The 18,196-nt window shown below is 70.5% G+C and carries 17 protein-coding genes and 1 pseudogene; 5 read left to right on the plus strand and 13 right to left on the minus strand.

Annotated features, from left to right (window positions below; genetic code table 11):
* Positions 1–4: 4 nt before the first annotated feature.
* Entirely contained in the window at positions 5–1,201 is a 1,197-nt protein-coding gene (locus EJC51_RS25595; RefSeq protein ID WP_126273226.1) for an NAD(P)/FAD-dependent oxidoreductase, read from the plus strand.
* Here the strand turns inward: EJC51_RS25595 and EJC51_RS25600 are convergent.
* The 7 genes and pseudogenes from EJC51_RS25600 to EJC51_RS25630 all read right to left on the minus strand — a co-directional run bounded on the left by EJC51_RS25600 (position 1,188) and on the right by EJC51_RS25630 (position 9,566).
* The gene (locus EJC51_RS25600; protein WP_126273227.1) at positions 1,188–1,364 is read right to left on the minus strand and encodes a DUF397 domain-containing protein; all 177 of its coding nucleotides are present in this window, start codon (positions 1,362–1,364) and stop codon (positions 1,188–1,190) included. The two genes, EJC51_RS25595 and EJC51_RS25600, sit on opposite strands and share 14 nt — an antisense overlap.
* A pseudogene (locus EJC51_RS25605) lies at positions 1,361–2,199 on the minus strand (helix-turn-helix domain-containing protein). The gene EJC51_RS25600 and the pseudogene EJC51_RS25605 overlap by 4 nt, the downstream one beginning before the upstream one ends.
* A gap of 79 nt (positions 2,200–2,278) precedes the next feature.
* Positions 2,279–5,761: an FxSxx-COOH system tetratricopeptide repeat protein gene (fxsT, locus tag EJC51_RS25610; protein WP_126273228.1), complete on the minus strand. Its 3,483-nt coding sequence runs from the start codon at positions 5,759–5,761 to the stop codon at positions 2,279–2,281.
* A complete protein-coding gene (locus EJC51_RS25615; protein WP_126273229.1) occupies positions 5,761–6,372 on the minus strand; it encodes a toll/interleukin-1 receptor domain-containing protein in 612 nt (203 codons plus the stop codon). Before EJC51_RS25615 ends, fxsT begins: the two co-directional genes overlap by 1 nt.
* 66 nt (positions 6,373–6,438) lie before the next feature.
* Complete coding sequence (locus EJC51_RS25620) at positions 6,439–8,043, minus strand: carbohydrate-binding protein (RefSeq protein ID WP_126273230.1); 1,605 nt, start codon at positions 8,041–8,043, stop codon at positions 6,439–6,441.
* A 204-nt stretch (positions 8,044–8,247) separates the two neighbouring features.
* Positions 8,248–8,589, minus strand: a complete 342-nt coding sequence (locus EJC51_RS25625) for an antibiotic biosynthesis monooxygenase family protein (RefSeq protein WP_126273231.1) — start codon at positions 8,587–8,589, stop codon at positions 8,248–8,250.
* Positions 8,586–9,566 (minus strand): helix-turn-helix domain-containing protein, encoded by a 981-nt coding sequence (locus EJC51_RS25630; RefSeq protein ID WP_126273232.1) that lies wholly within the window; start codon positions 9,564–9,566, stop codon positions 8,586–8,588. The genes EJC51_RS25625 and EJC51_RS25630 overlap by 4 nt, the downstream gene beginning before the upstream one ends.
* A 113-nt stretch (positions 9,567–9,679) precedes the next feature.
* On the opposite strand from EJC51_RS25630, the gene EJC51_RS25635 reads away from it, so the two are divergent.
* Together EJC51_RS25635 and EJC51_RS25640 are read left to right on the plus strand one after the other, a co-directional pair.
* Complete coding sequence (locus EJC51_RS25635; protein ID WP_126273233.1) at positions 9,680–10,720, plus strand: saccharopine dehydrogenase NADP-binding domain-containing protein; 1,041 nt, start codon at positions 9,680–9,682, stop codon at positions 10,718–10,720.
* Positions 10,721–10,850: 130 nt separating this feature from the next.
* Positions 10,851–11,837 (plus strand): phosphotransferase family protein, encoded by a 987-nt coding sequence (locus EJC51_RS25640; protein ID WP_126273234.1) that lies wholly within the window; start codon positions 10,851–10,853, stop codon positions 11,835–11,837.
* Between the two features lie 83 nt (positions 11,838–11,920).
* Here EJC51_RS25640 and EJC51_RS25645 read toward each other — a convergent pair whose 3' ends face one another.
* Positions 11,921–12,337 carry a VOC family protein gene (locus EJC51_RS25645; RefSeq protein ID WP_126273235.1) on the minus strand — a complete coding sequence of 139 codons (417 nt, stop codon included), beginning with the start codon at positions 12,335–12,337 and terminating at the stop codon, positions 11,921–11,923.
* A gap of 142 nt (positions 12,338–12,479) precedes the next feature.
* Between EJC51_RS25645 and EJC51_RS25650 the strand changes: the two genes are divergently transcribed.
* The gene (locus EJC51_RS25650; protein ID WP_126273236.1) at positions 12,480–13,283 is read left to right on the plus strand and encodes an HAD family hydrolase; all 804 of its coding nucleotides are present in this window, start codon (positions 12,480–12,482) and stop codon (positions 13,281–13,283) included.
* A 62-nt stretch (positions 13,284–13,345) separates the two neighbouring features.
* Here EJC51_RS25650 and EJC51_RS25655 read toward each other — a convergent pair whose 3' ends face one another.
* The 5 genes from EJC51_RS25655 to EJC51_RS25675 form a co-directional block, all read right to left on the minus strand.
* Positions 13,346–13,555, minus strand: a complete 210-nt coding sequence (locus EJC51_RS25655; RefSeq protein ID WP_126273237.1) for a hypothetical protein — start codon at positions 13,553–13,555, stop codon at positions 13,346–13,348.
* 102 nt (positions 13,556–13,657) lie between these two features.
* Entirely contained in the window at positions 13,658–14,752 is a 1,095-nt protein-coding gene (locus EJC51_RS25660; RefSeq protein ID WP_244362837.1) for a 3-oxoacyl-ACP synthase III family protein, read from the minus strand.
* Between the two features lie 37 nt (positions 14,753–14,789).
* Complete coding sequence (locus tag EJC51_RS25665) at positions 14,790–15,683, minus strand: hypothetical protein (protein ID WP_126273238.1); 894 nt, start codon at positions 15,681–15,683, stop codon at positions 14,790–14,792.
* A 133-nt stretch (positions 15,684–15,816) separates the two neighbouring features.
* A complete protein-coding gene (locus EJC51_RS25670) occupies positions 15,817–16,446 on the minus strand; it encodes a hypothetical protein (RefSeq protein WP_097266580.1) in 630 nt (209 codons plus the stop codon).
* A 62-nt stretch (positions 16,447–16,508) separates the two neighbouring features.
* Positions 16,509–17,306, minus strand: coding sequence for an AfsA-related hotdog domain-containing protein (locus EJC51_RS25675; RefSeq protein WP_165951239.1), 798 nt, complete (start codon positions 17,304–17,306; stop codon positions 16,509–16,511).
* 168 nt (positions 17,307–17,474) lie between these two features.
* Here EJC51_RS25675 and EJC51_RS25680 point away from each other — a divergent pair, with 168 nt between their 5' ends.
* The gene (locus EJC51_RS25680) at positions 17,475–18,077 is read left to right on the plus strand and encodes a TetR/AcrR family transcriptional regulator (RefSeq protein WP_079306016.1); all 603 of its coding nucleotides are present in this window, start codon (positions 17,475–17,477) and stop codon (positions 18,075–18,077) included.
* The last annotated feature ends 119 nt before the right edge of the window (positions 18,078–18,196 follow it).

Below are 18,196 nucleotides of genomic sequence, written 5' to 3' on the forward strand. Positions count from 1 at the left end.
AACCATGAAGCACCGCATCGTCGTCCTGGGCGCCGGCTACGCCGGAGCGACCGCCGCCGGGCGCATCGCCCGCCGCCTGCGCCGCGAGGACGTCCGGATCACCCTCGTCAACGCCGAGCCCGACTTCGTCGAACGCGTCCGCATGCACCAGCTGGCCACCGGACAGGAGCTGAAGCCGCGTCCGCTGGCGGACGTGTTCAAGGGCACGGGCGTCGAAGTCCGCATCGCCCGCGTGACATCGGTCGACACCGACGCCAAGACGGTCACGGTCACCGCCGCCGGCACCGAAGACCGCCTGGAGTACGAGTACGACACCCTCGTCTACGCCCTCGGCAGCGGCTGGACCGACCAGGGCGTCCCCGGCGTCACCGACCACGCCCACCAGATCGCGAGCCGCCCCGGCGCGCTCCGGCTGCGCGAACGCCTCACCGAACTCACCGCCGGCGCCCCCGTGGTCGTCGTCGGCGGCGGCCTCACCGGCCTGGAACTCGCCACGGAGCTCGCCGAGTCGCGGCCCGACCTGGACATCGCGCTCGTCGCCCGCGACGGCCTCGGCGCCTGGCTGTCCCCGAAGGGCCGGGCCCACGTCCGCAAGGTCGCCGAGGACCTCGGCATCACGGTCCACGAGCACACGACGGTGACCGCGGTGGAGGCGGACGCGGTGCGGACGGACGCCGGCGAGCTCCCGGCCGCGGTGACGATCTGGACGGCGGGCTTCGCGGTCCACCCGCTGGCCGCGGCGACGTCGTTGAAGGTCACCGACACCGGCCGCATCATCGTCGACGCCACCATGCGCTCGGTCTCGCACCCCGACGTGTACGCCATCGGCGACGCCGCGTACGCCCTGGGCCACAACGACAAGCCCCTGCGCATGTCCTGCGCCTCGGGCATCCCGGCCGCCTGGCACGCGGCGGATGTGATCGCCGCCCGCCTCACCGGCACGAAGGTGCCCCACACCGTGATCGGCTATACCCACCAGTGCATCAGCCTGGGCCGCAACCAGGGCCTCATCCAGATGGTGACCCCCGACGACACGGTGAAGGACCGCGCCTGGACGGGCCGCGGCGCCGCCCGCTACAAGGAACTCATCTGCAAGGGGGCGTACTGGTCGGTGGCGAAGCCGGTGATGTATCCGGTGCGGCGGCGGAAGGTTGTGGGGCAGCGGGTCGGGGGGCGCGCGTTTGACGCTACCTCTGCGTGACGAAGGCGGCCCAGGCGGCGGGGGTGACCTTGAGGTGGGGGGTGGTGGGGGTCTTGGAGTCGCGGATGTGGACGGTGGCCGGCTGGACGGCCACCTCCACGCAGGCGCCGCCTTCACCACTGCTGTAGCTGGACTTGAACCACGTGAGTTCGGTGTCGCTCATCGCTCTCCCAGAAGACTGTCCAACAGGTCCCTGGTGTCTTCCTCGTTGAGGGCCTGCGTCCGCAGCATCGCATACTTCTGGGCCACGATCCCCACCTCGTCGGGATCGGCGATCAAGGTGCTGCCACGCTGGGTCTCGCTGTACGCGAGCCGCTGGTGCTCGGGGGTTTCCAGCAGGACGAGGGGGCCTTCGAGACCCGCGTGTGAAGTGCGGCCCAGCGGAAGGATCTGCACGGTGAGGCCCGGCAGTTCGGAGTACTCCAGCAGGTGCCGCACCTGGTCCACATACACGTCCTCGCCGCCCAACCGGTCCCGGAGCACCGCTTCCCAGATGACGAAGCTCGCCATCGGCGGCGCCTTGCGGTGCAGGATGTCCCGCCGCTCGATGCGCTTGGCGACCAACTGCTCGATCTCGTCCTCGTCATAGAGCGGCACGCGGTTGCGGAACACCGCCCGCGCGTACCCCTCCGTCTGCAACAGGCCGGGCACCACCAGGCTCTCGTACCACGAGATGGCAATGGCCTCCTGCTCCCGGTCCAGGTACTCCTCCGCCCACTGCGGTACGAGATCCACCTCCGGCAAATGCCTGAGCGCCGCCGCCAACGCCCCTTGGTGTCGAGGAAGTCATCCAACTGCTCGGCGAGATCCGGCTTCAACCGCCGTCTGCCCTGCTCGATCGACGCGATCGTCTCCTCGCCGATGACGAACTCGTCCCCCAGCGACCTCTGCGTATATCCGGCGGCCGTACGGAACACGGCGAGCAGCGCGCCCACCATCCGCATCGCCGACGCGTTCCTGCGTGCCTGCCGTGACCGTGGCCCTGTCGTCGTCCCCATGGGTGAGAACTCCCCACTGATCCCCGTACGTTCACCATTGCCCACCCGTACAAACGAGTTGTACGGGTGGGTGTGCGGCTCACGGCCGAGTCAGCTTCGGCGCGCCCTTGGGGGGACGGCGCCACCTGCGGTTGTCGAGGGTGTGCTGGGTGGCCGGATGGTTCTCTCCGAGTACCTGGAATTGGCGGTCGAGGGTGTCCACGCGGAGGTCTTCCGCCTCCGCCTGCCGGCCGAGGGCCGCGAAGTCCACGGCGAGGTTGTTGGCGGAGTGCAGGGTGTCGGGGTGGTCACGGCCGAGCACCCCCCGCTGGATGATCAGGTTCTTCTCCCCGAGGTCAGCCGCCTCTTGGTACCGGCCGAGGGCCGCCAGGTCGAAGGCGAGATTGGTGGCGGTACGCAGCGTGTCGGGGTGCTCCACGCCGAACTCGCTCCGCTGCCGGTCGTGGAGCTCCGCGTCCACGACGTACGCGTCCTCGTGGGCACCCATGGCGGAATAGGCGTGCGCCAGATAGCCGGCAGCCGCCAGGGTGTCCGCGTCCTCGACGCCCAGCTCCCGTTTCCAGGTCTCGTACAGGTCCTCCAGCCTGGGCAGTGCCTCGGCGAAATCGCCGAGGTTCATCAGGTACCAGCAGGCCTCGAGCGTCGCGAGCCGCGCGCGATCGGTGACGACGTCGCTCGGGGCGATGGCCAGGTAATGGGGCAACAGGTCACGCCAGCGCTGCCCGGCGTCCGGGGAGTCGTCGTCGGGGGCCATGTTGGCCAGCAGCTGGCTGGCGAATGTGGCCGCCGGGCCCCGTGTCGCGTCGGTGAGCTGGTCGCGCAGGACGGCCTGGGTCAGCCGGGCCATCTGGGTACTGCCTCCGGAGACCCGAGCCAGCCCCACCCGCTCGACCGTCATCAGAAGCTGTCGGAAGTCGTATGGGGTGGACCCCAGGGCGGACGGCGTCAGAGGAAGCGCCTCGGGGGCGAGCAGCGAGCACGCCCGCACCAGGAGGGCGGCTCCGGGGCTCTCCTCGGCCAGTTTGGTCGTGCTCTTCGCCAGCTCGGCGGCCAGGGATCCCTTGTAGTCGGGTGGCCCGCCGTCCTGGAGTGTTTCCGCGACGCGGTGCCTGAGCAGGCCCAGGTATTCGTTCGGAGGGAAGAGGTACAGAGCCTCCGTGGCCTGGGCCAGCGCGAGCGGCAGGCAGTCCAGCGCATCGGCCAGGGCTGCCGCGTCCTGAGGGGTCAGGTCGGGACTGCGGGAGGTCAACAGGGTGACCGCGTCCGCGCTGGGCAGGACAGGGACGTCGAGCGTCGTGGCGACCTGATGCCAGCGCGGATTGCGAGAAGTGATCAGCACGTGTCCCTCACCGCTCGGCAGATGTCTGGTCAGGTCGGTCGGCTTCTTGACGTCATCGAAGATCAACAGCCATCGCGACAGCCTGCGCAACTCCTGATGGAGGGCGCGCACGGCTGCGGGAGGTGAGGTGTCGGACCGCGCGCAGCCGAGGGCCACCGCGAGATCCGCCAGACTGCGGTCCCGGTTCTCGCCCGCCGGTACATGCCAGACCAGGTCGTACTCACCGCTGAACCGGTGCGCGTACTCGAAGGCCGACTGGGTCTTGCCCACCCCGCACGGCCCGGTCAGCGCCAACGGCGCCGCGGCGTCCACCAGCCTGGCCTTGATCTGCGGCAGCAGGTCATCCCGCCCGATGAAGCCGGCGTTGCGCGTGGGGACGTTCCACACGGTCGGCTGGCCCGCCCGTGTCACCGCCGTGCCTGACGCCGGGAACACGGGCGGAGTCCTGGGCATGCCGCTCGGGTTGGCGACCGCCCGGAGCAGCGCCTCCCGCGCTTCCCGCTCGTCCACGCCGAACAGGTCGGTGTACCCGTGCCGTTGCAGAGATGCCGACATCTCGATCTCGTCGAGGCGCACCGGAACGAACTTGTCCGGAGCCGCCAGCAGCGCCGACGACCATTCGCCGAACACCGCGCCCTCGTTGGCGAGCGCAGCGGAGTACAAGACCACGACCCGGTCCTCGGGCGGCAGCCTCATGAGAGTCGCGAGGAGGCTGTCCTCCTGCCGGCCCGGCCACTCCTGGTCGACTTCGTACCCAGCCTCCCGCAGGGTCCAGGCAACCCACTCCCCCCACGCGCTGTCCGCTGTCGAACGGACCACGAACACGCGCCCTCGACCCGATGAAGACGCACCGTCCAAACCCGCGGAAAGAGAGTCCGACCGAACCCGCGCCGAGATTCCCCGCGCGACCTCCGCCAACTGATCCTCCGCAAGGCCGTACGACGGCAGCGCCTGCACCAGGGACGGCAGTTCACGCAGCACCCGCGTCGAGCCGACCACCGGGAACACCGTGCGGTCCGACTGCTCGTCCAGCGTCTGCCGCAGGAAGTAGTTCAGCTCGTCCCGGTGCCAGGAATCCACCGAGTCGCGGGCCAGCAGGACGAGATGGCGGCTTTTGTCGATGACCGACCGAAGGCCCTCGCGTGGGCCGGCGTCCGGCTGTAGTGCCGAGAAGCTGGACAGGCCCGACTCCGCCAGCAGTGCCCCGAGCCTGGCGGCCTCGTTCTCCGTCTTCGGCGTAGCGCTGATGAAGAAGTCGTACGCGTAGTGCCCACCCCGCCGTCCCGTCCGGATCGCCGCGTCCACATACGCGTCGCGGCTCTCCGTGAACAGCCGCGCGTCTTCCAGGTTGCGGGCGATCAGCGCGGCGATCGACGCGATGCTGTGGCTGATCAGCTGGGGGTTGCGGAAGTCCTCGGTGACGACCGGGAGGTCCTCGCCGAAGGACCAGTACGCGGAGTAGGGGACCGTGCAGTTGTCGAGGACCCGTTCGACGGGGGAGCCGTCGGGGACCCAGGCGTCGTAGCTGGACCTGAGTTCGCCGCGCAGCTTCTCGCGCCATTCGGCGGCCCGTTCGTACTCCTCGCTCATGTCGAAGCGGCAGAGGAGGGGCAGGGTGAGGAGGCGTGAGCGGTCGTACGGGAGGGTGTTTCGGGTGACGGAGGCTCGGCGTACTACGTCCAGGACACCGTCGAGGTTCTGCTGGTTCGCCGTGAACACGTAGGCCAGGATGTGCGGCAGCTGGGCGGTGCAGATGCCGCCGGAGTCCGAGATCCCGGTGCGGCTGTCGACGAGGATCACGTCGTAGGAGTCGAGCCAGCGCTCCCGCCAGCCCTCCAGCACATTGCCGAAGTCGTGCTCCAGGTACAGCTGTTCCCAGTCGATGCTCTGGAGCTTGGGGACGTAGTCGTTGCCGACGCCTCCGGCGGCGATCAGGTCGAGCCTCGCCCCGTCATCCAGGGTGACCGGTGTGATGTGGTCGAGCGCGCCGACGCGTTCCCCCTCGCGTACGGCGAGCGCCATGTCGGTCAGGCCGGTGGCGGGGACGTCCATGTACGGGCGGAAGTAGTAGTGCAGGCCGGGGGCTTCCAGGTCCCAGTCGATACAGAGGACCCGGTAGCCCCATTGAGCCAGCAGGACGGCGGAGTTGGAGAGCAGGAAGCTTCGTCCCACGCCGCCTTTGTAGGAGTAGAAGGTCGCGATCCGGCCCTGGCTCATCGTCATCACAGCCTCGGGACGGAACGCTGGGGGGACTCCGCGTGCGCTGCGGGGCGGACGACCGGCCAGCCCTCCTGCCACTCGGGGGCGCAGGCCAGACAGGCCGCGACCTCCTCGGCGACGGTGCGCATCCGGTCCTGGAAGGCGAGATAGGCGGGGGTGTCCCGGAACTGGGGTCCGTCGTAGCCGTACTTGGTGAGTTCCTTGTACTGCTGGATCTTCTGGGCCTCCTCCGGGAAGTGCTCGCCGTCCATGAAGTTGATCGGGTAGACGAGCGTCGGCGCCTGACCGTTGACCTGCGACAGCGCCTCCTGGCGCAGCTGCATGCTCTTCCACTCCGCCATGCACCAGTCCGAACGGAAGTACGGCGGCGACCAGATGGCCACCAGACAGCGGCTGCGCAGCAGCGCCTGTTCGAGGCGGTCGGGCCAGGGCGAGCCCGCGGGTATCTCGAAGTCGACGAAGATGCGCGGGTCGGTGGGCAGCAAGTCCTCCAGGTACAGCTGGAGTTCGCGGCTGAAGTGGTTCTTCACCCAGTCCCGCACATGCCCTCTGTGGCTGTAACTGATGAAGACGTCGTAGTCGTAGTCCACCGTGCCCCCTCCGGCGTGCCGCACGGCGCCAAATCTAGGGCAGGAAGGCCGGACACGTCCTGACCTTCCTGCCCCGGGGTACGGACAGTCCTACAGCGTGACCTGCTTGCCGCCGAACGTCACCACCAAGCTCCCGTTCGACGCGAAGGACCAGCCCAGGGCGCCCGTGTACGAGGCGCAGCGGGAGCCGTTCGTGCCGGACCAGAACTGGTTGGAGCTGTCGGCGTCGCCGGCGTAGCGGTCGTTGGCGCCGCTGTCGCAGGACGTGTTGGAGCGGAAGACCGAGGTGCCGGTCTCGAAGTTGAAGTTGCGTTCGGTGTTGGCGACGGCCACGTTGCTCGTGATGGTCATCGAGCCCGGGTTGCTGTTGTACGTGAACCCGTGGTGGCCGTTGCCGTAGGCGATGCTGTGCTGGACGACGTGGTTGACCGCGATGGAGTCGCCGCCGAGCTTGTAGCCGTTGCGGTCGCCGTTGCCGGACTGGGAGCCGTCGGTGAGCTTGCCGTTGTCGTAGGAGAGGGAGTACTCGATGGTCACCGGGCCGATCGCGCCGGTGTCCGTCTTGGTGTAGAGGTCCCAGCCGTCGTCGATGTTGTTGTGGGACACCGCGTAGCGGAAGACGTTGCCGGTACCCGTCGTCAGCTTCGCGGCGAAGCCGTCCGCGTCCTCGCCGTCGGAGTCGGCGTTGTCGTGCGACTCGGCGCTGAGGACGAGGTTGTTGGACGGCCACTGGCTGCTCGGCGTGGAGGAGGCGATGCGGCCCAACTGGAGTCCGGTGTCGCGGTTGTAGCGGGTCACCGTGCGTTCGATGACGTTGTTGCTGCCGCCGACGTAGATGCCGTTGTCGCCCGCGCGCTCGACGACGAGGCCGTAGATCTTCCAGTAGTTGGCGAACAGCTGGAGCCCGCGGTTCGTCGAACTCTCGCTCTGGGCCGCGAAGTTGAGGACCGGCGTCTCGCCGGGGTACGCCGAGAGGAGGGTGCGGGCGGTGGAGGTGCCGTTGTTGCCGGCCGGGATCGTGATGGTGGACGAGTAGGTGTATGTCCCGCCGCGCATGTAGATCGTGCCGCCCGCCGCGATACGGCTGATCGCCGACGTCAGCGTCGTCGGCGCGGACGCCGTGCCGGCCGCGCTGTCCGTGCCGGTGGGCGAGACGTACAGGGCCGTGGCGGAGGGCGGGGTGGTGGTGCCGGACGTCGCCACGTCGATGTAGTCGATGTTGGCCAGGCCGCCCGCGCCGGTCGGGTTGAGGCGGATGGTGTTGCTGCCCGCCGTCACCGGCACGGTGAACGTCTTCGTCGCCCAGGTCGTCCACGCCCCCGTGCCCTCGAAGGAGGCCGAGGCGGCGGTCGTGCCGTTGACGACGACGTCCGTGGCGCGGGCCGTGGTGGTGCCGTTGGCGAAGCGGACGCTGACGGTCGCGGTGCCCGCGGTGGCGGCGGAGACGGTGAACTGGTTGTAGGCGCCGGAGGCGTTGGTGCCGTTGCAGTAGCCGCTGCCGGAGTAGCCGGTCCATTCCGTCTCGACGGCGCCGGTGCAGACCGCGGGTGCGGTCTCGGCTTCGTAGCGGGTGGTGGCGGCGTGCGCGGTGGTGCCGGACAGGGCGACCAGGGTGCCGGCGAGGAGGCCGACGGTGGCGACCGCGGATGACGCGGCGGCCAGAGGTCTCGTGCGAGGAGTGGAGAACTTGGTCATGGGGAGGAGCCGTGCCCTTTCTGTCGCGGGTTGGGTGTGGTGGCAACGTGGCGGTTCGCGTGCAGGAACACGCCACGTTGCGCAGCACCTCTTCCAGAGAGGGGAAAGCGCTTTCTCCGGACCGTAAGGGCCTGCTCTGTACGCGTCAATAGACGTGTACGTGATTACCGTTCATGACCATGAACGCAGGGGCGGTGACAGGGGTCAGCTGTCCTCGGCCTTGGGCGCCGCCTGCTGCACCACCTCGAAGGACCACAGCGTCGCCCCGGTGGACGCCGGCTTCGGCCGCTCGCCGCCCTCCGCGGCGCCGCCACCACCGCCGTGCGAGGCGCGCCCCGTCCCCGCCATCCACTTCTCGAAGTCCTCCTCACTGCGCCAGCGCGTGTACACGAGGTAGGTGTCGGTGCCCTCCACCGGGCGCAGCAGCTCGAACCACTCGAACCCGTCCGAGCCCTCCACCGCACCGGCCCGGGCGGCGAACCGCCTCTCCAGGACCTCGCGCTGCTCTTCCGGAACGGTGAGAACGTTGATCTTGACGATGCTCATGCGCCCATTGTCCCCGTAGGTGACTTCTGGGCGGTGGCGGGCCGGGTGCGAAAGGTGCGGCGGTAGGTGTCCGGGGGGACGCCGACCGTGCGGTGGAAGTGGCGGCGCAGCGTCGTGGCCGTGCCCATGCCCGTCGCGGTCGCGATCGTGTCGACGCCGTCGTCGGTGGACTCCAGCAACTCCTGGGCGCGGCGGATGCGTTGGGTCAGCAGCCACTGCAACGGGGTGGTGCCGGTGGCCGCCCGGAAGCGGCGGGTGAGGTGGCGCGAGCTCATCCCGGCCCGGCGGGCCAGGTCCGTCACGGTCAGCGGCTTGTCCAGGCGTTCGATCACCCAGGGCAGCAGCGCGCCGAGCGGGTGGTCGTCGCGGGCGGGCACGGGCGCGGCGACGAACTGCGCCTGGCCTCCGGCCCGGTGCGGGGGTACGACGAGACGGCGGGCGGCGGCGTTGGCGACCGACGACCCGTGGTCGAGCCGTACGAGATGCAGGCACAGGTCCATCGCCGCGGCCTTCCCGGCGGAGGTGAGGACGCTGCCGTTGTCGACGTAGAGGACGTCCGGGTCGACCTCCACCTCGGGATGGCGGGCCGCGAGCTCCTCGGTGTGCGCCCAGTGCGTGGTCGCGCGCCTGCCGTCCAGCAGACCGGCGGCGGCCAGCACGAACGCGCCCGTGCACAGCGAGGCCACCCGTGCCCCCGCCGCATGCGCCGCGCGCACCGCCTCGACCAGCTCGGCGGGCGGTTCCACGTCGACGTCCGCCCAGCCCGGCACGATCACGGTGTCCGCCTCGCACAGCCGGTCGAGACCGTGATCGGGTTCGAGCCGGAACCGGCCGACCCGCACCGGCGCCGAGCCGCAGACGGTGACCTCGTACCAGGGGACGGTCACCCCGTCCGGCACGGCGCCGAACACCTCGTACGCCAGGGACAGTTCGAAGTGCAGCATGCCGTCGGTGACGGCGAGGGCGACCGTGGTCATGTCCGTAATTGTATGGGGCATGTCGTTCCGGACACTCACACCGTGATCTCCGGGCCGCGCAGGATGGTCGTCGACGGATCAGCCGGTCGGGAACACGGGAGTTGGGGGACGCCATGGGAGCGGAAGCGGGACGGACGGTCGCGGTGTTCGGCGCGTACGGGCACACCGGGCGCTTCGTGGTGGAGGAACTGATCGCGCGCGGCTTCGTGCCGCTGCTCTCCGGCCGCGACGCGGTGCGCCTGAAGGCGATGGCCGTCGAGTACGACGTGCAGGCGCGTCCGGCGTCGGTCGACGACCCGGTCTCGCTGGACCGTGCGCTGGCCGGCGCGGCGGCCGTGATCAACTGCGCCGGGCCGTTCGCGACGACCGCGGCGCCGGTGATCGAGGCGGCGCTGCGGGCCCGGATTCCCTACCTGGACGTGGCGGCGGAGATCGAGGCCAACGCCGACACCTTCGCCCACTTCGCGGACCGCGCCCGGGCGGCGGGCGTGCCGGTGGTGCCCGCGATGGCGTTCTACGGCGGACTCGGCGACCTGCTCACCACGGCCGCGATGGGGGAGTGGACGGCGGCCGACGAGGCGCATGTCGCGTACGGCCTGAACAGCTGGCACCCGACGCCGGGCACCCGGATCGCGGGCGAGGTGTCGCGGGGGCGGCGGGACGGGCGGCGGGTGCGGTTCAGCGGCGGGCGGCTGGAGTACCGGGACGACGCGGCGCCGGTGCTGGAGTGGGTGTTCCCGGAGCCGATGGGGGCGCGGGAGGTCATCGGGGAGTTCACGATGGCCGACGTGGTGACGGTACCGAGCCATCTGTCGATCCCCGAGGTGCGGACGTACATGACGGTGGCGGCGGCGAGGGACCTGTCGGCGCCGGAGACCCCGGCGCCGGTCGCGGCGGACGGGGGCGGGGCGGGGCGGTCGGCGCAGACGTTCGTCGTGGACGTGGTGGTGCGGTCGGGCGGGGCGGAGCGGCGGGCGGTGGCGCGGGGCCGGGACATCTACGCCGTCACGGCGCCGCTGGTGGTGGAGGCGGCGGAGCGGGTGCTGACGGGGCGGACCGAGGTGGGGTCGGGTGTGGTGTCGGCCGGGGAGATGTTCGACGCGGCGGACTTCCTGCGGGCGTTGGCGGGGCATGTGACGGTCGAACTGCCGTAGTGGGGAGGGAAGTTGCTGCGATCCGCTCGGTCACCCTTGACGCCGGGGTGGCCGGTGGGCATCTTGGGAGCGCTCCCAGACGGCTGGCCCCTCCGCTGTCCGACGGCACCCCGGATTGGAAGCGTGGCCCATGCAGAGTCAGACCAAACGCCGTATGTCCCCCGCCGATCTCGACGCCCTGCTGCGGTCCTCGGCCGGGATCGGGGGCCGGCTGGAGGCCGAACTGACCGACGGCTGCTACAACACGGCCTACCGCGTCCGCCTCGACGACGGCCGCCCCGCGATCGTGAAGCTCGCTCCGCCGCCGGACGTGCCGGTGCTGCGGTACGAGCGGGGCATCATGGCGACGGAGGCGATGGTCTACCGCCGGCTCACGGAGCTGCCGGAGGGACAGGTGCCGGGCCCCGAACTCCTCTACGCCGACGACGAGTTCCTCATGGTCTCCCTCCTGGACGGCACGCCCTGGGACAAGGTCGCCAAGACCCTGTCCCCGGCCGCCACCGGCACCCTGCGCCGCGAACTGGGCGCGGTCACCGCCCGCTTGAACACCCTGGTGTCCGAGGACGGCCGGTTCGGCTACCCGGCGGCCGCGTCGGGGCTGTCGGCGCCGGACTGGCGGACGGCGTTCACGACGATGGTGGACGCGCTGCTGGAGGACGCGGCCCACTGGAACTCGGATCTCCCCGAAGAGCCGGACACCATCCGGAAGTTGGTGGCCGAGGGGGGCTACGCGCTCGACGAGGTCACCGAACCCCGCCTGGTCCACTTCGACCTCTGGCCGGGCAACGTCTTCGTCGACGGCGGCGATCACCCTCGTGTCACCGGCCTCATCGACCATGAACGCGCCTTCTGGGGCGACCCGGCGGCCGAGCTGATCTCGCTGGCCTTCGGCGGCGACGCGGGCCCGGACAGCGACGTCGTCACCGGCTATGTCGAAGCCGGCGGCGCCCTGGACTTCACCCCCGCCCTCCACCACCGCCTCGCCCTCTACCAGCTCTACCTGGGCCTCATCCTGGTCATCGAGGACGGCCCCCGGGCCACGGACGACGCCGGGCATGTCGCCTGGACCCGGGAGTACCTGACGGAGGCGGTGGAGCGGGTGCGGGGGCTCGGGTAAGACATCGGGGCGCCCACGGGCCCGGGCGGTCGGTCAGGCGCCGGGGGCGCCCAAGGTGCCTTTCACCCGGCGTCCGGACCCGCTCAGCCCTGTGCCGCCGCCGCGATGTTCACCATCCACGGCACCCCGAACCGGTCCGTGCACATGCCGAAGACGTCGCCCCACATCTGTTTGTCGAGGGGGACCGACACCGTGCCGTCGGCCGACAGTTTCTCCCAGTAGCCGCGCAGCTCGGTGTCGTCGTCGCCGCTGAGGCTGATCGAGTAGTTGGTGCCGACGGTGTTCGGCATGTCCGGGTGGGCGTCGGCGGCCATGAGGGTGAAGCCGGACGGGGTCTCCAGCATGCCGTGCATGATCTTGTCCGCCAGGGGGGTGTCCGCCTGGCCGAAGTCGCCGTACGTGTTCAGCGCCAGGGTGCCGCCGAACACCTCCTGGTAGAACTCCATCGCTTGTCGAGCGGTGCCGTCGAAGCTGAGATACGGGTTCAGGCGCGAGGCCATGGAAACCTCCCGAAAAGGGGTGCCGGTGCTCCTTCGGAGGCTAGCCGGGGCCACTGACAACAGCATCCGGTGAGTGATACCTTCACGAAGGAATTTTTTAGTGCCCGGTACCGTGCCGGGCCCCGAGGGGGAGGTTCTGGGAATGACGGTGGTAGCGGAGATATCCGGCGGGGTGCGGGTCGACACGGCCCATCGGCCGGCCTACCTGGTCTTCTGCGACGTCGACGAGACGCTCATCAACTGCAAGAGCATGTTCGAGTTCCTGCGCTTCCAGCTCGTACGGCGGTTCGGCGAGGAGGGAGAGCACCGGTACCGGCTCGTCGAGGCCGACCTCAAGGGCCGCTCCGGCGCCGGGGTGCCCCGGGAGGACGTGAACCGGGCCTACTACCGCTCCTACGCCGGGGAGAGCGTCGAGGAGATGGCCGCGCTCGGGCGGGAGTGGTTCGCCCTCGCCGCCGCCGACCCCGGCTTCTTCATCGCCTCCACCGTCGACGAGCTCAACCGCCATCGCGCCGCCGGCGCCGAGATCGTGCTGGTCTCCGGGTCCTTCCCGCCCTGCCTCGACCCGGTCGCCGAGCGCGTCGGCGCCCGGCACGTCCTGTGCTCCTCCCCCCTCGTGCGCGAGGGCCGCTACACCGGTGAGCTGGCCGAGCCCGTGATCGGCGAGGGCAAGCGGGCGGCGGCCCTGCGGATGCTCGCCGAGCACCCCGGCGTCAACCCGCGCGACTGCTTCGCCTACGGCGACCACCCCTCCGACTTCCCCCTGCTCGACTGCGTCGGCCACCCCCGTGGCGTCGGCGACGACCCCGTCGTACGCGGCTATCTCGCCCGGCGCGCGGACCGGGCCGCGGCCGCCGTCTCCGGGTGCGCGCTCGCCTGCTGGTCCATGGGCCGCGACGAGCACTCCGAGGGCTGCACCGGGGGCTGCGCCCTGCCGCTCTGCTGAGCATGCGTGAGGGGAGGGGCGGAGGCCGTCAGGGTCCTCCGCCCCTCCACTTGTGTGCGGGGTCAGTCGATGCTCCGGCAGATGTGGGGCTCCAGCTCCGCGTCGTCCGCGTCCCCCGCGAGGTGGAGGACGGGCCGCCGTGCCTCGGGGCCGGTGTTCAGCAGGTACCAGGTGCCGCCGTGCTGCACCGAGGCCAGGGTGCCGTTGGCCAGGACGTGCAGACGGGGGACCTGGGGGCGTGGGGCGCTCTCTGTCTTCTGCATGGTGATCATGGCTGCTCCTGAGGGGCGTCGGTGGCGTCAGTGGTCTGTGCACGCGGGGTGGTTCTCCGTGGGAGTGCGTTCGGTGCCGGCGCGGGGGATGGTCGCCGTCCGCTACCTCGCCCCGGCCAGCACCGGCTCCCGTACGCCCGTGGTCGCCTCCGTCGGCGCCTGGGCTCGTGCCGGGCGGGCGTGGGCCGTCGGGGCCCAGCGGAACAGGGCCGAGCCGACCGACATGCCGCCCCCGAAGGCCGACAGCACCGTCAGGTCCCCCTCGGTGAACAGGCCCCGGCGGTGCGCCACGTCGAGGGTGATCGGGACGGACGCGGCACCGGTGTTGCCGTGGTGGGCGAGGGCCAGATGCATGCGGGCCGTGTCGAGGCCGAGCGCGGGCCACACCTCGGCGAGCATCACGCCGTTCGCCTGGTGCGGGACGAAGTGCCGTACCGCACGGCCCGGTACGCGTGCCTTGGCGAGCAACTCGCCGATGGCGCCGGGCAGGTTGTCGTGCACGAAGCCGCGCACCCCGCGGCCGTCCATGGTGAACCAGTGCGCGCCCTCCGCGACCGTGTCCGCCGACGCGGGACGCCTGCTGCCGCCGGCCGGGACGCTGATCAGGCGGTGCTGGTCGCCGCGGGTCGTCAGGCTGGTGGTGATGCCGCCGGTGCCGGCCGGCACCGGCCCGAGGACGACGGCCCCCGCCCCGTCGCCGAACAGGATGGCCGTCTTGCGGTCGGCCGGGTCCAGGATGCGGGAGTAGATGTCCGCGCCGATGACCAGGGCGTACGGTCCCTGCCCCGACGCCGTGCGCGGCTCGGCGCGCAGCATGCGGTCGGCGGCCGTCAGCGCGAACATGAAGCCGCTGCACACCGAGTTGACGTCGAAGGCGGCGGCCCGGCGCGCCCCGATGAGGTCGGTGACGAGGGCGGCGGTGGCGGGCTGGGGATGGTCGGGGGTGGAGGTGGCGACGACGACGTAGGTGATCTGGTCGGCCGTCAGGCCCGCCTGGAGCAAGGCCTGTCGGGCCGCGTGTGCCGCCAGGTCCGACGTGGCCTCGTGCGGGGCGGCGCGGTGTCGTCGTCGTATGCCGGTCTTGCGTTCGATCCATTCGGCGGTCACCCCCGCCGCGGCGCCGACCTCGTCGTTGTGGGCGACGGTCGCGGGCAGGTAGGAGCCGGTGGCGATGATGCCGATCGGGTGGTGGTCCATGGTCTCTCCTCAGGGAGCAAGTGGCTCATCGGGGCGGTCAGTTGGCGGGTTCGGTCGTGAACTCGCCGAAGCTCGGGCCCTGGAGCTTCAGCTGGGCGTGGATGTCGCCGCCGAGGCCGAAGTGGCCGATGGCGCCGCCGTAGTTCTGCTGGTAGCTCATCCACAGCACGACCACGTTGATCACCCGGTTGGAGCCGGGGGTGCCCGGCGCCGGGAAGGGGTTGGGGAGGGTCGCCCGGTAGTGGGCCATGCCGTTGCTGTCGCTGATGAAGGCGTTCGGCACACCGAGCGGGCCGGGGCGGGTCGGGCCGGCCGGGTCGAGGTCGTGCTCGCGCAGCGACATGACCGTGTAGAGGCTGTCCGGGATCAGGCCGGTGAAGGCGAACGAGAAGTCGGCGCTGCGCCGGGTCGCCGGCACATGCACCTCCAACTGGCCGCGTGCCTTGGTCCATTGGCCGAGCGTGATCGGCTCCCGCACCTTGGGGCCGTCCTCCTCGCGCAGGTCCGGGATGGGTGCGCCGTGCAGCGGATAGCTCGGGCGGCGCACGTCGTGCGCGTCGGGGCGCTGCTCCGGGGCGAACAGCATCGGGTAGTTGTTGCAGGGCAGCGGCAGGGGCAGCGTGAACAGCTGGACCTGGGCGTCCGGGCCGGTCGGGTCGGTGAGGTCGAGCTCGCGGACGATGTCGTAGGGCAGGTTCTGGCCGAGCGGCGGCAGCGGGCTGTCCGGGGAGACCACCGCGCCGCCCCACGCGGAGACGGTGCCGCCGTCGGGGCCGGGCCGGTTGACGCGGCCGATGACGACGAAGTCGCCGTTCTCGTCGACGATCTCGCTCGGCGGGTAGAGCGGGCCCTGGGTGGTGACGCTCAGGTCGTAGGTCCGGGTCATGGGCGCGGCCGCGACGGGCGCGGGGGCCACGGGGGAGAGGGTCATGTCGGTACTCCTTCGCGGACGCGAGGTGGAGAGGTGGACGGACGGGGGGAGCCGGATACGGCCGGCCGCGCAACGCCGCGCTCAGTGCACAGGGGTTCCGCGGCCGGCCGTGGGCGGGGAGGAGCGGACGGCGTCAGGCGGTGACGCGCTCGTAGATGCGGGTGTACAGGCCGTTGTCGCCTCCGGTGATGTAGGTGTCGCCCGCCTCGCGGACGATCTGCTGGTAGCGCGGGGAGGTGAAGGCCTCCATGTACTTCGCGGGGTCGGCGTCGAAGCCGGACACGAACATCACGCCGGGCTCGGTGCTGGCCAGCGAGTGGAACGCCTGGAAGCTCTTGACCTCGTCGGTGGTGCGCACGACGTCGAAGATGGTCTCCTCGCGCCAGGCGCGGTACTGCCGGTAGACCCGCGGCACGACCTCGACGTGCCGCATCTGCACGTAGTGGGTGTCGGGCAGGGCGCCCGCGGCCGGCTTGGGCGCCTCGACGAACTGGAGGAACTGGCGGCGGAAGTCGCCCTCGCCCAGCGGGCCGACGGCCTCCCACAGCTTCCACCAGTCGGCGCGCAGCTCCTCCATCTGCTCGAAACCGCGGTGCAGCGGGGCGAGTTCGAGGACGGAGTTGCTCTCCAGACCGCGGTAGAGGATGCGGCCGTCGAAGCCGGACGCGTCGTTGTGGGCCTGCCAGGCCTCGGCGACGGCGTCGATCTGCTCGGGCTTGGCGAACAGCTCGGTGGCGGTGATGAGGGCGGCGGAAGCGGACATGACGGTCTCCTTGAGTGAGTGACGTGCTTGGTTACGGGGGTAGTTGCGCGAGTGGGTGGTGCTCAGACGGCGGCCGGCACCGGCTCGGCGGGCGTGATCGTCACGCGTGCGTTGCGCACCGTGTGCTCGACGGCGAACTGCGCCCGGCGGTGCTCCTTGGCCTCGATGACCGGGGCGTCGAAGGCCGTGTAGGTGACGGTGGTGATGGAGGCGCGGCGGCCGGCCTGGTGGAGGGAGATCTCCGCGGCGAAGGACAGCCGGTCGGGGTCGTCGAGTTCGGCGCGCAGCGAGTGGTAGACGATCGTGGCGTCGACGGGGAAGAGGAAGTTCTCGAAGTCGGTGTTCATCGACTCGATGACGTAGTAGTACGAACGGTCGAGGTAGCGGCAGGCGTGGTAGCGCTCGCTGACCGCGAGGAACATCTGCCGGGCCGCCTCGACGGCGACCATGCCCTGGACGTGCTCGCCGGTCTGGTGGTCGATGAGCAGCTCGTTGTCGTTGTGGACCCGGAGGGTGGCGGAGAAGAGGTCCGCCCCGTCCCGCCGGAGGTCGGCTATCAGGGTGTTGCAGCTTCGGTGTTTGTGGGCCTCGCCGCGGCCGGCCAGGGCCGGCGCCCGGAAGTCGAGGTCGAGACGGTCACCGAGGCCGAGCAGCAGGGCCGCGTCCCTGACGATCTCCGCGTCCTCGGCGGTGACGCCCTGACCTGCGCGGACCCGGACCGGGCGGCTGTCCCAGGAGTACACCCCGAGGCGCATCTCCTCGATGAACTGGCTGACGGTGAGGACGTCCTGCTGGGCGGCGAATCCGGCGAAACGGTCACCGACGAGCAGCAGGGTCCGGAGGGTGGCTGTGGCTGACATGCGTTTCTCCTCAGCTGACATGAGGGGCCTGCCGCCTCTTCCGCACCGGGTTTTCCGGGGTGGCGGGGCCGATGTGAAAGACCGTAGAGGAGTCGCGGCGGGAGTGCAACCATCTAGTTGGTTTTTCTGAACCATCCAGTTGGTTGTGCGGTGGACTACGCTGTTCCCATGGCTGAGACACCCAAGGCGCAGGCGACCCGCGCCAAGCTTCTGGAAGCCGCCGAGGCGGAGTTCTCCGAGCACGGGCTCGCGGGTGCGCGCGTGGACCGCATCGCCGAGCGCTCCGGCGTCAACAAGCAGCGGATCTACGCCTACTTCGGCAACAAGGAAGCCCTGTTCGCGGCCGTGATGACCAAGGTCTACGCCCATATGTCGGACGCGGTGCCCATCCCCGTCACGGAGGAGGGGCTGCGCTCGTACGTCGGCGAGGTCTTCGACTATCACCGCCAGTCCGACCTCGTGCGGCTGCTGGCCTGGGAGGGTCTGCACTACCGCGACAAGCCGATCCCGGACGAGAAGGAGCGCGAGGCGTACTACGTCCACAAGACGGCCGCGCTCAGCCTCGCGCTCGGCGTCGACGACCCCGCGACGGCCGCCCGCGTGCTCATCGCCCTGATCGGCATCGCGTCCTGGCCGTTCATCGTGCCGCAGCAGCGCCGGCTGATGCTGGGCCCGGACGGGGAGACGGAGAGCGGGTGGGCGCTGCTGCGGGCGAGCGTGGTGGCGCACGGGCACTCGATCATCGACAACGTGCTACAGGGGGCGGTCTGAGCATCTCCGCCTCGTAAGTCGGGCGTACGGCAAGGGAGTTCGGGATTTCCCCGGGCTCCCTTTCTGCTGGTCAGGAAGGCGTAACCATCTGGTTGGTTCTGAAAAACCAACTAGATGGT

Source organism: Streptomyces aquilus, assembly GCF_003955715.1.
GTDB classification, from domain to species: Bacteria; Actinomycetota; Actinomycetes; order Streptomycetales; family Streptomycetaceae; genus Streptomyces; species Streptomyces aquilus.

What these genes read in the sequence shown, in the direction of transcription:
- EJC51_RS25645 (WP_126273235.1), bottom strand. Translation starts at nt 12,337, where the DNA reads ATGGCCTCGCGCCTGAACCCGTATCTCAGCTTCGACGGCACCGCTCGA.
- EJC51_RS25600 (WP_126273227.1), bottom strand. Translation starts at nt 1,364, where the DNA reads ATGAGCGACACCGAACTCACGTGGTTCAAGTCCAGCTACAGCAGTGGT.
- EJC51_RS25660 (WP_244362837.1), bottom strand. Translation starts at nt 14,752, where the DNA reads ATGGACCACCACCCGATCGGCATCATCGCCACCGGCTCCTACCTGCCC.
- EJC51_RS25635 (WP_126273233.1), top strand. Translation starts at nt 9,680, where the DNA reads ATGGGAGCGGAAGCGGGACGGACGGTCGCGGTGTTCGGCGCGTACGGG.
- fxsT (WP_126273228.1), bottom strand. Translation starts at nt 5,761, where the DNA reads ATGACGATGAGCCAGGGCCGGATCGCGACCTTCTACTCCTACAAAGGC.
- EJC51_RS25625 (WP_126273231.1), bottom strand. Translation starts at nt 8,589, where the DNA reads ATGAGCATCGTCAAGATCAACGTTCTCACCGTTCCGGAAGAGCAGCGC.
- EJC51_RS25630 (WP_126273232.1), bottom strand. Translation starts at nt 9,566, where the DNA reads ATGACCACGGTCGCCCTCGCCGTCACCGACGGCATGCTGCACTTCGAA.
- EJC51_RS25620 (WP_126273230.1), bottom strand. Translation starts at nt 8,043, where the DNA reads ATGACCAAGTTCTCCACTCCTCGCACGAGACCTCTGGCCGCCGCGTCA.
- EJC51_RS25650 (WP_126273236.1), top strand. Translation starts at nt 12,480, where the DNA reads ATGACGGTGGTAGCGGAGATATCCGGCGGGGTGCGGGTCGACACGGCC.
- EJC51_RS25665 (WP_126273238.1), bottom strand. Translation starts at nt 15,683, where the DNA reads ATGACCCTCTCCCCCGTGGCCCCCGCGCCCGTCGCGGCCGCGCCCATG.
- EJC51_RS25670 (WP_097266580.1), bottom strand. Translation starts at nt 16,446, where the DNA reads ATGTCCGCTTCCGCCGCCCTCATCACCGCCACCGAGCTGTTCGCCAAG.
- EJC51_RS25680 (WP_079306016.1), top strand. Translation starts at nt 17,475, where the DNA reads ATGGCTGAGACACCCAAGGCGCAGGCGACCCGCGCCAAGCTTCTGGAA.
- EJC51_RS25655 (WP_126273237.1), bottom strand. Translation starts at nt 13,555, where the DNA reads ATGATCACCATGCAGAAGACAGAGAGCGCCCCACGCCCCCAGGTCCCC.
- EJC51_RS25640 (WP_126273234.1), top strand. Translation starts at nt 10,851, where the DNA reads ATGCAGAGTCAGACCAAACGCCGTATGTCCCCCGCCGATCTCGACGCC.
- EJC51_RS25675 (WP_165951239.1), bottom strand. Translation starts at nt 17,306, where the DNA reads ATGTCAGCCACAGCCACCCTCCGGACCCTGCTGCTCGTCGGTGACCGT.
- EJC51_RS25595 (WP_126273226.1), top strand. Translation starts at nt 5, where the DNA reads ATGAAGCACCGCATCGTCGTCCTGGGCGCCGGCTACGCCGGAGCGACC.